This window comes from Mediterraneibacter sp. HA8405 (genome assembly GCF_056148955.1).
In genome coordinates this window covers 2113515-2128100 of the sequence record NZ_CM148758.1, presented here as the reverse complement: position 1 = coordinate 2128100, position 14586 = coordinate 2113515, and the positions used below count along the sequence as shown (strand labels likewise).

The window sequence follows — 14586 nt, the reverse complement described above, 5'->3', positions numbered from 1 at the left end:
CACAATACAAGACTGGAGGGGAGGTAAGGTGTGAGACTATGTCAAATGTAATCGTTAAAGAAAACGAGACGTTAGACAGCGCTTTACGCAGATTTAAAAGAAACTGCGCTAAAGCTGGCATTCAGCAGGAGATTCGCAAAAGAGAACACTATGAAAAGCCAAGCGTAAGACGTAAGAAAAAATCTGAAGCTGCTAGAAAACGTAAATATAATTAATAAGTGCACTTTAAACGGGATGTCGTTATACGGCATCCTGTTTTTCACTTTCTGCTGTTCTTATATATATGCAAAAACGAGACGGCTACAGGAAAGGAATACACGGGAACGGTAAATGTCAGAAGAACAGAATACATAAGATTGCAATATATACATCTCTTTTCCTGCAAATTCATCGAGATAAAGCGATAAAACTGTAAAATGCTGAAATTTTTGATTGACAATAATTCATTTTCTATATAAAATAAACGGGTAGACAAAGATGTCTGAGATGCGGTCAGCTCTGTCTGTCCGCAATTTTTATTTTAGGAGGTTGTTTAAGATGTCTTACGTTGATGAGGTAATTGATCTTGTCGTAAAGAAAAACCCGGCTGAGCCGGAATTTCATCAGGCAGTCAAAGAAGTACTTGAGTCTCTTCGCCCGGTAATCGAGGCAAATGAGGAAAAATACCGCAAAGAAGCACTTCTTGAGAGACTGACAGAGCCAGAAAGACAGTTTAAGTTCCGTGTACCGTGGGTAGACGACAATGGTCAGGTCCATGTAAACACAGGATACCGTGTACAGTTCAACAGTGCAATCGGACCATACAAGGGAGGTCTTCGCCTTCATCCGTCAGTAAATCTTGGTATTATCAAATTCCTTGGATTTGAGCAGATCTTCAAGAACTCACTGACAGGTCTTCCGATCGGCGGCGGTAAAGGCGGTTCTGATTTCGATCCGAAGGGCAAGTCAGACAGAGAAATTATGGCATTCTGTCAGAGCTTTATGACAGAACTCTGCAAACATATCGGCGCTGATACCGACGTTCCGGCCGGTGATATCGGAACAGGCGCAAGGGAGATCGGATACATGTTCGGCCAGTACAAGAGAATCCGCGGCGTTTATGAAGGCGTTCTTACAGGAAAAGGACTTTCCTATGGCGGATCCCTTGCACGTACAGAGGCTACAGGCTATGGACTTCTCTATTTCACAGACGAGATGATGAAACTGAACGGAATGGAACTTGCAGGAAAGACAGTTGCAGTATCCGGTTCAGGAAACGTTGCAATCTACGCTACAGAGAAAGCACAGCAGCTGGGAGCTAAAGTAGTTACAGTAAGTGACTCTACAGGCTGGGTATATGATCCGGACGGAATTGATGTAGCCGCCCTGAAAGAGATTAAGGAAGTAAATCGCGCAAGACTGACAGAATACAAGAAATACCGTCCGAATTCCGAGTATCATGAAGGAAGAGGAGTATGGTCAGTTAAAGTTGACGTTGCTCTTCCGTGCGCAACTCAGAATGAGCTCCTTATCGATGATGCAAAAATGCTTGTTGAGAACGGATGCAAAGTTGTTGCAGAAGGTGCGAACATGCCTACAACAATCGAGGCTACAGAGTACCTGCAGGAGCATGGCGTTATTTTCGCTCCGGGAAAAGCAGCAAATGCAGGCGGCGTTGCTACATCTGCTCTTGAGATGTCCCAGAACAGCGAGAGACTGAGCTGGTCCTTCGAAGAAGTAGACGCAAAACTGAAAGACATCATGGTAAATATCTGCCATAACGCGGCTGATGCTGCAGAGAGATACGGCTTTAAAGGCAACTATGTTGTAGGTGCAAACATTGCAGGATTCGAGAAAGTCGTAGACGCAATGGAAGCACAGGGAATCGTATAAGATCGTATAAGTTTGAATTTATCTGCAGCATGCGATTGAAAAAAGTCCGAAAATGTCAGAATACGAAGTGAGAATAAATCGTTTTCGGATAGCGGCTGCGGGAAATTTCCCGCAGCCGCTATCCGAAAGGCGCATCCCATCGTCCGTATTCCACCATTTTCTGTTCTTTTCCAATCGGCACTGCCACTGATAATTTCAAATTCAACAAACAAAAACAAAGACAGAACTATTTCGACTACGGCTAACTATTCATCCGATTTCCGCTTTTGAAACAGGAAAATACACCTGCTTTCAAACAGCAGCGCGGAATACAGTCTTGTGTCAGCCGATAAAGTTCTGTCTTCGTTTCTTCTTGTTTGAATTTGAAATTGTGGGGGAGAAAGCGCAGTCGGGAAGGGATGAGGGGGTGATGGAGGACCGTAAAACAGCGCCGGCACTTAGAGCGCGTCTTTTGCGCTCTTATGTACCGCTGCGCTGTGTCCGAACGAAAGTGCGTCCTCCGGCACTTCCTCATCCCTTTCCGACGGAAATTCTCCGCCCACAAATTCAAATCTGTATGTATTGGAACAGGAAATTCCGGGAACAGTATTAGGGTGCGGTGTCTGCCCTGCTGCAAACCGCGTGAAAAGTTTGTGAAATTTATTGACAGAATCAGGAAAATCAATTATATTATCTTTTAAATAAAAGGGAGTAACTGGCGCTGAAACGTAGCGTTTGCGATATCGTCAGTACGATGGGAGCATTCCATCCGTATCGTGATTAAATGGTGAGACTTTTATTGCATTACATAACAAGGTTGTGCAATAGAAGGCTCATTTTTTATTGCACCGCAAAGAAAACAGTAGGAGGCAAAGATGAAACAGTATTATCAAATGACTGGTGAAGAGACGATTATGGAAGTCAATGGTTCTCTGGAACCGCTCACCGACGAACAGGTATTGGAGCATCAGGAAAAATACGGGCCGAATGAGCTTGTGGAAGGGAAGAAAAAAACAGTTCTTCAGATTTTTCTTGAACAGTACAAGGATTTTCTTGTTATTATTCTGATTATTGCGGCGATTGTATCCGGATTTATCGGAGAAGTGGAAAGTACCGCAGTTATTCTGATTGTAATTACGATGAATGCGATTCTCGGAACTGTACAGACGGTGAAAGCCGAGCAGTCTCTGGCAAGTCTGAAGAAACTTTCCGGACCGGAAGCAAAGGTACTGCGGGGCGGCACGGAAATTCAGATTCCGTCTTCTCAGGTTACTGTAGGCGATATTGTTATGCTGGATGCGGGGGATTATATTCCGGCTGACGGCCGTCTTACAGAGTGTGCAAGCCTGAAGGTGGATGAAAGCGCGCTGACCGGTGAAAGCCTTGGCGTAGAAAAAACGATCGATGTGATCAATTCAGAGGAAGTGCCGCTTGGCGACAGGCTGAATATGGTTTATTCCGGCAGTTTTGTAACATACGGGAGAGGAGCTTTCGTAGTAACAGGAATCGGTATGGAGACAGAAGTGGGTAAAATTGCAAGCCTTCTGAAGACAACCTCCGAGAAACGGACTCCGCTTCAGATCAATCTGGATCAGTTCGGCCAGAAACTTTCTATCTTGATTCTGGTTTTTTGTGCGATTCTGTTCGGAATCAGTATTTTCAGAGGAGATGATCTGGTAGATGCATTCCTTTTTGCAGTTGCCCTTGCAGTAGCGGCGATTCCGGAGGCGCTCAGTTCAATTGTTACTATTGTGCTCTCTTTCGGTACGCAGAAGATGGCGAAAGAACATGCAATTATGCGTAAACTGCAGGCGGTGGAAGGTCTGGGAAGCGTATCGGTGATTTGTTCGGATAAGACCGGTACACTGACACAAAACAAAATGACCGTTGAAGATTACTACGTAGATGATAAATGTATTAAAGCAGCAGAGGTAGATGTTAGTGATCCGTCCCAGAGCCGGCTGCTGATCAGCAGTATGCTCTGCAATGATTCTAAGAATACAGACGGTGTGGAAATCGGTGACCCTACAGAAACAGCTCTGATTAATCTGGGCAGCAAGCTGGGACTGGAACCGGAGGCTGTCCGCGCAAAATATCCGCGGGAGAGTGAGAATCCGTTTGACAGTGACCGGAAGCTGATGGCAACAAAACATACAATGGAAGGGATTCCTACTATGCTGATCAAGGGTGCTGTGGACGTACTCCTTGACCGCATGACTCAGATTCAGATCGGGGATGAAATCCGTCCGATGACAGACGAAGACCGGATAAGGATTGAAAATCAGAATCAGAAGTTTTCACGGGAAGGTCTCCGCGTGCTGGCATTTGCATACAAAGTTGTGTCCGACGAAGAAGAACTTACGCTGGATGACGAGTATGATCTGATCTTTATCGGCCTGATTGCCATGATGGATCCGCCGAGAGAAGAATCCAAAGCAGCTGTAGCAGAATGTAAGAGAGCAGGTATCCGTCCGATTATGATTACAGGAGATCATAAAGTAACTGCAGCGGCTATTGCAAAACGTATCGGTATTCTCGAAGACGAATCTGAGGCATGCGAGGGCGCGGAAATTGATAAGATGTCCGATGAAGAGCTGAAGGATTTTGTGGAAGGAATTTCTGTTTATGCACGTGTGTCTCCGGAACACAAAATCCGTATTGTCCGTGCATGGCAGGATAAAGGAAATATTGTTTCCATGACCGGCGATGGCGTCAACGACGCGCCTGCCCTGAAACAGGCGGATATCGGTGTTGCCATGGGCATTACCGGAAGCGAGGTTTCCAAGGATGCGGCAGCCATGGTGCTGACAGATGATAATTTTGCAACAATCGTAAAAGCGGTAGAGAACGGAAGAAATATATACCGGAATATCAAGAACTCGATCCAGTTCCTGCTGTCCGGAAATTTCGGCGCTATTCTGGCGGTACTTTATGCGTCTATTATGGCCCTTCCGGTACCTTTCGCGCCGGTTCACCTTCTGTTTATAAATCTTCTGACAGACAGTCTGCCGGCAATAGCGCTGGGACTGGAACCGGGCTCCAGAGACGTAATGGACGAGAAGCCAAGACCCATGAATGAGTCGATTCTTACAAAGGATTTCCTGCTTAAGATCGCGACAGAAGGACTTTCTATCGGAGCAACGACAATGGCAGCTTTCCTGATTGGCTACCAGAACGGAGCAAACACGATGCTTGGGATGACAATGGCTTTTGCGACCCTTTGCTCCGCAAGACTTTTCCACGGATTTAACTGCAAATCCGACAGACCGGTTGTATTTACAAAACGAGTATTCAACAATATTTATCTGATTGGCGCGTTCCTTCTCGGTCTTATCCTGATTACTGCAGTTGTAATGATCCCGGGACTGCACAATATCTTTAAAGTACAGACGCTGAATATTAATCAGCTTCTGATTGTCTACGGACTGGCAGCACTGAATATTCCGATTATTCAGATCCTTAAAGGGATTAAATGCGCCTTGAAGAAAAGAAAGAAATAATAGGAACTGATCAAAAAAGCCGGGATACAGATGTGTTTTTCTGTGTGCCGGCTTTTTGCGGCGGCGATAAGACAAAGCAGGGGAATCTGGAGGCATTTACGCTTTCGGAATAAGCCTTACGGCACTTCCGGTGATTGCAGAAACAGGACTTTCGGCAAAAGGTTTTATAGATTGACATGACAGAAGAGAAGAGAGATAATCAGGGTATGGATAAAAAGCTGACAGAGGAGACAGACCGATATGCCATTGAGAAGAAAACAGGATATTTCAGAGATACAAAGACCAAGAAGAATTGAGACAACCCGTTATAAGCCGGATTACAGAAAGGGCCTTACCGGACAGCAGGTTCAGGAACACTATCTTCACGGCTGGACAAACCGTGCGGTAGAGCCGCCGTCCAAATCTGTAAAAGATATTATAAAAGAGAACTTATTTACGTATTTTAACCTGATTTTTGCCGTGATTGCCGTGATGCTGTGCCTGGTCGGCTCTTTTCGCGATCTTACCTTTCTCCCGGTTATTATAGCAAATACGCTGATTGGAATTATACAGGAGATCCGGGCGAAACAGGTGCTGGACAAGCTGACAATGCTCAATGCGCCGCATGCTACGGTCGTCCGTGACGGGAAAAAATATGTTATTGACGCAGAACAGCTGGTTCTGGATGATATCGTTATATTTAAGGCAGGCAATCAGGTCTGCGCAGACGCAGAAGTCTGCGCGGGCGAGGTACAGGTAAATGAATCCCTCCTTACGGGTGAAGCGGACGAGATTACAAAGCGAAAAGGAGCCAAACTGATGTCCGGAAGTTTTATTGTATCCGGACAGTGTCATGCAAGACTGGATAAAGTAGGCGAAGATTCCTATATTTCCAAACTGACTCTTCAGGCGAAGGAGATGCAGGAAGGAGAACAGTCGGAGATGATCCGGTCACTGGATAAGCTTGTGAAATGTGTCGGCATTGCGATTATACCAATAGGACTCATTCTGTTCTGGCAGGCATTTTTTGTACAGCACGACGGATTCCGTGACAGCATTACTTCTATGGTAGCGGCAGTGATCGGTATGATTCCGGAAGGTCTGTACCTTCTTGCCACTGTGGCTCTGGCGGTCAGTTCTATCCGCCTTGCCACAAAAAAAGTTCTGCTTCATAATATGAAGTGTATTGAGACACTGGCCCGGGTTGATGTTCTATGTGTAGATAAGACGGGGACAATCACAGAGAATACGATGAAGGTACAGGATGTTATTTCGACAGACGCATATGATTCCGGGACCATGCAGCCCCTGAATATGATGATCGGAGACTTTGCGGCTGCCATGGATACGGATAATATTACCATGGCAGCCGTGAAAGAATATTTTCAGTCTTCATCGGGAGCAAAGCCTGTCTCGAAAACAGGATTTTCTTCTGCAACAAAATACAGCAGCGTTACTTTCCCGCATGGTGCATACGTAATGGGGGCGCCGGAATTTGTACTCAGGGAAAAATATGAGGATTATGCCGGCGAGATTACAGAGCATGCGGCTTCCGGAGCCAGAGTGCTGGTTTTCGGTATCTATGACGGCAATATAGACGGAAGACCCCTGGAGCATGGCATCACGCCCCTTGCTTTCCTTCTGCTTGCCAATCCGGTCCGGGAGGCGGCTGAGGAAACATTCCGCTACTTTGCGGAGCAGGGAGTTGAAGTGAAGGTGATTTCCGGGGACAATCCGGTTACAGTTTCAAGAGTCGCAAAGCAGGCCGGAATCCAGAATGCAGAGAAATATGCAGATGCCTCAGAGCTGGATACTGAGGAAAAGATGCGGGATGCTGTGCTCGGGAATACGGTATTCGGACGTGTTACACCGAATCAGAAGAGAAAGTTTGTACAGATTCTGAAAGACGCGGGGCATACGGTTGCAATGACAGGCGACGGAGTTAATGATGTTCTGGCGCTGAAAGACGCAGACTGCAGTATTGCCATGGCCTCCGGAAGCGACGCGGCGGCCCAGGCTTCTCAGCTGGTTCTTCTGGAGTCTGATTTCTCATGTATGCCTCAGGTTGTTCTGGAGGGAAGAAGAGTGGTAAACAATATTCAGAGATCGGCAACACTGTTTCTGGTAAAAAATATCTTTTCCTTCCTGCTCAGTCTGATTTCAGTTGCATTTGCGTTTACGTATCCGCTGGAGCCGTCCCAGATTTCTCTGATCAGTATGTTTACCATCGGTGCCCCTGCGTTTTTCCTCGCGCTGGAACCGAACAAAAACAGAATCAAGGGACATTTCCTTACAAACGTATTTCTGAAAGCACTGCCCGCAGCTATTACAGATGCGCTGGCAGTCGGGGCGCTGGTTATATTCGGACGCACTTTCCATGTGAACTCTACGGATATTTCTACGGCGGCCACCATGCTGCTTGCTATTGTAGGCTTTATGATTCTTTATAAGATCAGTGCGCCGATGAATGTACTGCGGACTGTAATTCTCTGCGGATGTATAGCGGGTCTTCTGTTCTGCAGCATTTATTTGAATGATCTGTTTGCCATTACGGGAATGACTATGGAATGCATTATGCTGTTTGTGGTATTTGCAATTGCTACAGAGCCGGTGCTCCGGTATCTGACTATTCTTGTGGGAAAACTGAGATTTTATTATCAGAGACTGCGCGGGCGCAATCCGGAAGCGGAATAAAATATACAATAAACAATAAAAACAGAATGAAAAGGAGAGACTATTTATGGTACATCATATTGTAATGTGGAAATTCAAACCGGAGATTCCGGAGGAAAAAAGACCGGAGCTGAAAGCGGCTATGAAGGAGAATCTGAATGCGCTGGTGGGAAAGGTGCCGGGACTGCTTGAAATGAATTTTGTGGACGAACCGCTTTCTTCAAGTACGCATGATATTGCGCTTGTAAGTATTATGGAAAAAGCGGAGGATATTGCCGTATACGGATCCCACCCGGCACATGTGGCAGTGGCGGATACCTATGTGCGTCCCTATGTGACAGAGAGAGCCTGCCTGGATTATTAATCCTCAGGAGAGAATCAGAAAGGGAAGGTGGCATCTCTTATGAATATGTGTGATCTGATTGTGAAGAAAAAGAGAGGATATGCCCTGTCAGAAGAAGAAATACAATGGATGATCCGGGAATATACAGACGGAAAGATACCGGATTATCAGATGTCTGCCATGATGATGGCGATCTGTTTTGCAGGCATGACTCCGGAAGAGACGAAAGAGCTCACACTGGCTATGGCGCACAGCGGAGACATGCTGGATCTTTCCGGCATACAGGGCATTAAGGTAGACAAACACAGCACCGGCGGCGTGGGGGACAAGACTTCTCTTGTACTGGCCCCGCTGGCCGCGTCTGTCGGCGTCCCGGTGGCAAAAATGTCCGGCAGAGGGCTGGGGCATACGGGAGGTACAATTGATAAGCTGGAAAGTTTTACCGGATTTTCGGTCAGTCTGACTCCGGAGCAGTTTGTACATAACGTAAATACCATTCACATTGCAATTGCAGGCCAGACAGCCAATCTTGCGCCCGCTGACAAAAAACTGTACGCGCTTCGCGATGTGACAGGAACGGTGGACCAGATGTCACTGATTGCCGCCAGTATAATGAGTAAAAAACTTGCTTCCGGAGCAGATGCAATTGTACTGGATGTAAAAACAGGAGACGGCGCCTTTATGAAAAGCCTGAAAGACGCGCAGGCTCTTGCGGAAGAGATGGTAAGCATAGGAAAACTGGCGGGTAAAGATATGACAGCAGTTATTTCTGATATGGATCAGCCGCTGGGATATGCGGTGGGAAACGCCCTGGAAGTAAAGGAAGCGATTCTTACGCTGCAGGGGAAAGGTCCGAAAGATCTGGAGGAGCTTGTATTAGTACTTGGCGCTTATATGACAGTTAAGGCAGGAAAAGCAGATACTCCGGAAGAGGCCGCCGGCATGCTGAAAGATTCCCTGGAAAGCGGAAAGGCATTTCAGACATTCCTGGAATTTATCCGGGCTCAGGGAGGAGATCCCGAAGAGGCTGTTCACCCGGAGCGTCTGCCTCAGGCGGCGTTTCAGGAACCTCTGCTTTCTGCAAGAGAAGGATATATCTGTGATATTCTCACAGAGGAAGTAGGGAAGGTCTGCCTTCTTCTGGGCGGCGGAAGAGAAACAAAGGACAGCCCGGTTGATCTTTCCGTGGGGCTGGTACTGTGCAGGAAAAAAGGCGATTATGTAAAAAAGGGAGAACCTCTCGCTGTTATTCACGCAAACGACAGACACCGCCTGGAAGAGGCGGGAAAAAAACTGGCGGCATGTTTTGAATTTTCAGATACAGAGCCGGCAGGAGAGCCACTTATCAAAGCTATTATTAACTGATTTCTGATATCAGTATCGTAAAAAGAAGAGGAATAAGAAATATAACGCTGCACATATACTGGCTATAAAAGGCGTATGTGTGGCGTTTTTATGGAAAGAGAACAGATCAGGGAAAGGCTTGCATCGGCTGCAAGTATGCCGAAAGACGTTGTACTCGGGGCATCGATTGTTACAATTACAGGTGTATCGGAGGTCTGTGTTGAAAATTACAGAGGGATTATAGAGTATACGGACTGCCTTGTACGGCTTCAGGCCAGGGAAGGTCAGATGCGTCTGACAGGAAAACGGCTGAATATTGAGTATTATACAAATGATGAAATGAAAATAACAGGCAGAATCGACAGCATTGAGTTCAATGATGGGAGGAGAGGGGATTGATACATTCGCTGATCCGCTGTATGAAAGGGTATGTCAGAATCCGTGTGGAAGGATATTCACCGGAACGTTTCCTGAATATGTGCTGTTATCATGGAATCTATATCTGGGGACTTGCACCTGCAGGAGATGCCTATGAGATGTATATGTCTGTTTCCGGATTAAAAAAAGTCCGGCCCCTGGCCAGAAAAACTCATACAAAAATCTGTATTGTCCGCCGTGTCGGGCTGCCGTTTTTTCTTGTGCGGTACCGGAAACGCAGACTGTTTTTTGCAGGAATTATTCTGTGTGCCGCCCTGCTAAAGTTTTATTCTGTGTTTATTTGGGATATTCATTTTGAAGGAAATGAGAAATGGACAGATTCTACGCTGACAGATTTTCTGGCGTCGGAAGATGTTACGCCGTTTATGCTCAAAAGCCGTGTTGACTGTCAGGGTATTGTAAAAGCCATCCGAAAGGAATATAATGATATCGTTTGGGTGTCTGCGTCTGTTGACGGAAGCAGACTGAACATTCAGATCAAAGAAAATGAGGATACCTTCCGGGAAGAGGAAAAAGAAACCGGAATACAGGAACAGCATCCTACAGACCTGGTAGCCACGGCGGACGGTGTAATTACAGAAATCGTAACCCGCTCCGGCGTCCCCCGGGTGCACGTGGGGGACGAAGTAAAAAAGGGGGATATTCTTGTCTGCGGAAGAATTGAAGTACTCAGTGACAGCGGTGAAGTAACAGGATATCAGTATCAGAGGTCCGATGCGGATATCTATGCGGACACAGAAATGAAATATGAGAATACAATGCCTCTGACCCGTCAGGAAAAAATATATGACGGAAAAGAAAGCCGTCAGGGATTTGTACGTATTTTCGGATGGACTGTTTCTGTGGGAAGTCTGAAAAATCAATATGAATACAGTGAAATTCTCACAGAAGAGCAGCAGATCAGACTGGGGGAGAATTTTTATCTTCCTTTTTCCTGGGGCGCGAAAACCGCAAAATCTTATTCATTTAAGACGGAAAAGTACAGCAGTGAGGAGATCCGGCAGAAATTAAGCGCGGATTTCGCCCTTTTTTGCAGAGAAATGGAAGAAAAAGGTGTTCAAATAAAAGGAAATGATGTTAAAATACAACTGAACAAAAATTCCGCGTCTGCTTCTGGCACATTATACCTGAATGAAAAAATCACACAGGAGGCAGATACGGAGATTTTAATTGTTGAAAGGAAAGAATCAGATGAGTCTGACAGAACAGATGATTGAGATACCGGCCGAACATGAGGCAAATGTATTCGGCCAGTTTGACGCATATGTAAAAAAACTGGAGCGGACATTTCATGTCACTCTGATTGCGCGGGACGGAAAAATAAAAATTGTCGGAGAGCAGGCGGCCGCGGAAAAAGTTTTTCGTATCCTGACACAGCTTGTGGAATTGTCCAGGCGGGGCAATACTATTACAGAACAGAATGTAGACTATGCGATTTCTCTGGTATTTGAAGACCAGGAAGAGGGAATTGTCGCCATAGATAAGGATCTGATCTGTCATACGCTGCAGGGAAAACCTATTAAGCCGAAAACACTGGGGCAGAAACGCTATGTGGATTCGATCCGTGACGGCATGATTACTTTTGGACTGGGACCTGCGGGAACCGGAAAGACCTATCTGGCCATGGCAATGGCTATTACAGCGTTTAAGCGGAATGAAGTGGGGAGAATTATTCTGACCAGGCCGGCGATTGAGGCGGGGGAGAAACTCGGATTTCTTCCCGGCGATTTGCAGAGCAAAATCGACCCGTATCTGAGGCCTCTGTATGATGCCCTGTATCAGATTATGGGGGCGGAGAGCTTTCTTAAAAATTCAGAGAAAGGTCTGATAGAAGTAGCTCCCCTTGCCTATATGCGCGGACGTACGCTGGACAATGCGTTTATCATTCTGGATGAAGCGCAGAATACAACGCCCGCCCAGATGAAAATGTTTCTGACAAGAATCGGATTTGGATCCAAGGTTGTTATTACGGGAGACTCCACTCAAAAAGATCTGCCTTCCGGAGCGGTATCTGGTCTGGATGTGGCGGAAAAGGTTGTAAAAGGTATTGAGGGAATCAGCATCTGCACTCTGACAAGTAAAGATGTTGTCCGCCATCCTCTTGTACAGAAGATCGTAAAGGCTTATGAAGATTATGAAAAGAACACTGCAAGGCAGAAGAACAGCAGAAGGAGAAAGGTATGAGTATCTATATAGAAGAGGAGGGCGGCAGTTCCCTTCCTTTCGACACGGAGGAAATTGCGAGAACTGTAGTTGAGGCGGCTCTGGAATATGAAAAGTGTCCTTATGAGGCGGAAGTCACCATTCTTCTTACAACGGATGAGGAAGTGAGAAAACTGAATTGTTCTTCAAGAGGTCTTGACCGCCCTACAGATGTTCTGTCTTTCCCTATGCTGGAATACGATCGACCGGGAGATTTTTCATGGCTTGAAAGTGAACCTCAGGATGCTTTTGACCCGGAAACCGGTGAACTGATGCTGGGCGATATTGTTATTTCCAAAGATAAAGTACTGGCACAGGCTGAGGAGTACGGTCACTCTCCGGTGAGAGAGTATGCTTTTCTGATCGCGCACAGTATGCTGCATTTGTTCGGATATGATCATATGGAGGAAAAAGAACGGCTTCTGATGGAAGAACGACAGCGCGGCATTATGCAAAAAGTAAATATTCCGCGGTAATTGTTTATTAAGAGATGCATTGGGATAAAACTGAGGAGGACTGATATGTCGGAATCACATACGAACAGAAAACAGAAAAAAGATGATTATCTTGTTCAGGGGGCTATTCTGGCCGCGGCGGCAGTAATTACCAAGGTAATCGGAGTTGTCTACCGTGTGCCGCTGGCAAATATACTGGGCGATGAAGGAAACGGCTTTTACGGATATGCATATCAGGTTTACGCAATGGCGCTGATGCTTTCGTCTTACAGCCTGCCTACGGCAGTGTCCAAGCTTGTGTCCGAGAGAGTCGCCTCAGGAAAACGCAGAAATGCTTTCCGTGTATTTGTGTGTTCCCTTGTGTTTGCATTTATTGTGGGTCTGATAATTACTCTTGCCATTTTTTTCGGGGCAGGAGCCATTTCGGAATATGTAATGAAATCACCGCTGAGTGTATATGCTTTGAAAGTTCTGGCGCCAGGTCTTTTTATTGTGGCGGTTATGGCAGTCCTGAGAGGTTATTTCCAGGGGCTGAATACAATGGTTCCTACCGCGATTTCCCAGATTATCGAACAGCTGGTCAACGCGGTAGTCAGTATCGTAGGGGCAAGCATTCTTTTTGGAATCGGCATCAGAGCGGGTGAGAAGGCAGGAGAGGAACTGCTGGGACCGGCATATGGCGCGGCCGGCAGTACCATCGGAACAGTTTCCGGGGCTGTTGCCGGGCTTTTGTTTCTCATTTTTGTTCTCTGGCTGTACAAGGGCGTCATTAAAAAACAGCTGAAACGGGACCGGACCAGAGGAAGAGAAAGCTATTCTCATATTCTGAAGGTGCTTATTTTTACAGCTGTGCCGGTTATACTGAGCACGGCGGTTTATAATATCAATCAGATTCTTGACCTGACGATTTTCAATCATATTATGGATGCCCAGGGATATGTGGAACAGGAATATATGGCGCTGCAGGGAATTTATACGGCGAAGTATGATACATTGATCAATGTGCCTATGGCCATACCCTATGCCCTCAGTGCTTCCATTGTGCCAAGTCTGACAGCAGTGGTTACTGCGGGAACTCAAAAACAGGTACATTACAAAATCGATCAGACAATCCGTCTTACCATGTTTCTGACGATTCCATGCGGTGTCGGATTTATTGCACTGGCGTCTCCGCTGATGGTGCTGCTGTACAATGATGCCAGCGCTACACCTGCCAATCTGCTTATGCTGGGCGCCGCTGTTGTCGTTCTTTATGGCTGGTCTTCCGTATCGAATTCTGTTCTGCACGGACTAAACCATATGTCCAGCCCGGCAAAAAACGCTGGAATTTCTCTGGTAATTCACCTGGCTGCATTTATACTTATGATGACAGTGTTCAGAATGAATGTGTATGCGCTTGTATGCAGCAATATTGTATTTGCTCTGTGCATGTGCTATCTGAATCAGCGAAAGATACGAAAGGTATGCGGGTTCCGGGTGAATATCGTACATACATTTGTAAAACCGCTGATCGCCGCTCTAGTTATGGGGATTGTGGCATATGCGGTTCACCTGGTGCTGGATCTGCTGATCGGCGGCAGATATATTCCTACTATCATTGCAATTCTGGCGGCTGTTGTGGTATATTTTGTAATTGTTCTGAAAATCGGAACATTATCAGAAGACGATATTGAAGCACTTCCCATGGGCGCAAGACTTCTTCGTCTTTGCAAACGTCTGAACCTTCTGCCCTCGGAAAAACCGGCAGAAGTCTGATGTGAATCTTTTGAATAAAAAACAGAAAAAAGGCCAATACTGTAAC

Annotated in this window: 11 protein-coding genes; all 11 read left to right on the top strand. The window is 46.2% G+C overall.

The genetic code is table 11. The features are described 5' to 3' along the window. Positions 1 to 38: 38 nt before the first annotated feature. The 11 genes from rpsU to AC0QUU_RS09970 all read left to right on the top strand — a co-directional run bounded on the left by rpsU (position 39) and on the right by AC0QUU_RS09970 (position 14540). A complete protein-coding gene (gene rpsU, locus AC0QUU_RS10020) occupies positions 39 to 215 on the top strand; it encodes a 30S ribosomal protein S21 (RefSeq protein ID WP_004054229.1) in 177 nt (58 codons plus the stop codon). Between the two features lie 322 nt (positions 216 to 537). Beyond that, positions 538 to 1872 (top strand): NADP-specific glutamate dehydrogenase, encoded by a 1335-nt coding sequence (gdhA, locus tag AC0QUU_RS10015; RefSeq protein ID WP_474542520.1) that lies wholly within the window; start codon positions 538 to 540, stop codon positions 1870 to 1872. Positions 1873 to 2726: 854 nt separating this feature from the next. Then, on the top strand, positions 2727 to 5351 hold the full coding sequence (locus tag AC0QUU_RS10010) for a cation-translocating P-type ATPase (protein WP_474542518.1): 2625 nt from the start codon (positions 2727 to 2729) through the stop codon (positions 5349 to 5351). A gap of 240 nt (positions 5352 to 5591) precedes the next feature. Continuing rightward, complete coding sequence (locus AC0QUU_RS10005; RefSeq protein WP_474542516.1) at positions 5592 to 8024, top strand: cation-translocating P-type ATPase; 2433 nt, start codon at positions 5592 to 5594, stop codon at positions 8022 to 8024. Between the two features lie 46 nt (positions 8025 to 8070). Continuing rightward, the gene (locus tag AC0QUU_RS10000; RefSeq protein WP_474542514.1) at positions 8071 to 8367 is read left to right on the top strand and encodes a Dabb family protein; all 297 of its coding nucleotides are present in this window, start codon (positions 8071 to 8073) and stop codon (positions 8365 to 8367) included. 39 nt (positions 8368 to 8406) lie between these two features. After that, a complete protein-coding gene (locus AC0QUU_RS09995) occupies positions 8407 to 9711 on the top strand; it encodes a pyrimidine-nucleoside phosphorylase (protein WP_474542512.1) in 1305 nt (434 codons plus the stop codon). 90 nt (positions 9712 to 9801) lie between these two features. Beyond that, on the top strand, positions 9802 to 10089 hold the full coding sequence (locus AC0QUU_RS09990) for a YabP/YqfC family sporulation protein (RefSeq protein WP_474542510.1): 288 nt from the start codon (positions 9802 to 9804) through the stop codon (positions 10087 to 10089). Continuing rightward, entirely contained in the window at positions 10086 to 11345 is a 1260-nt protein-coding gene (locus AC0QUU_RS09985; protein ID WP_474542508.1) for a sporulation protein YqfD, read from the top strand. Before AC0QUU_RS09990 ends, AC0QUU_RS09985 begins: the two co-directional genes overlap by 4 nt. Beyond that, the gene (locus tag AC0QUU_RS09980; protein WP_474542506.1) at positions 11320 to 12312 is read left to right on the top strand and encodes a PhoH family protein; all 993 of its coding nucleotides are present in this window, start codon (positions 11320 to 11322) and stop codon (positions 12310 to 12312) included. Before AC0QUU_RS09985 ends, AC0QUU_RS09980 begins: the two co-directional genes overlap by 26 nt. Then, positions 12309 to 12806, top strand: a complete 498-nt coding sequence (gene ybeY, locus AC0QUU_RS09975; protein WP_474542504.1) for an rRNA maturation RNase YbeY — start codon at positions 12309 to 12311, stop codon at positions 12804 to 12806. Before AC0QUU_RS09980 ends, ybeY begins: the two co-directional genes overlap by 4 nt. Positions 12807 to 12851: 45 nt before the next feature. Continuing rightward, the gene (locus AC0QUU_RS09970) at positions 12852 to 14540 is read left to right on the top strand and encodes a putative polysaccharide biosynthesis protein (protein WP_474542502.1); all 1689 of its coding nucleotides are present in this window, start codon (positions 12852 to 12854) and stop codon (positions 14538 to 14540) included. The last annotated feature ends 46 nt before the right edge of the window (positions 14541 to 14586 follow it).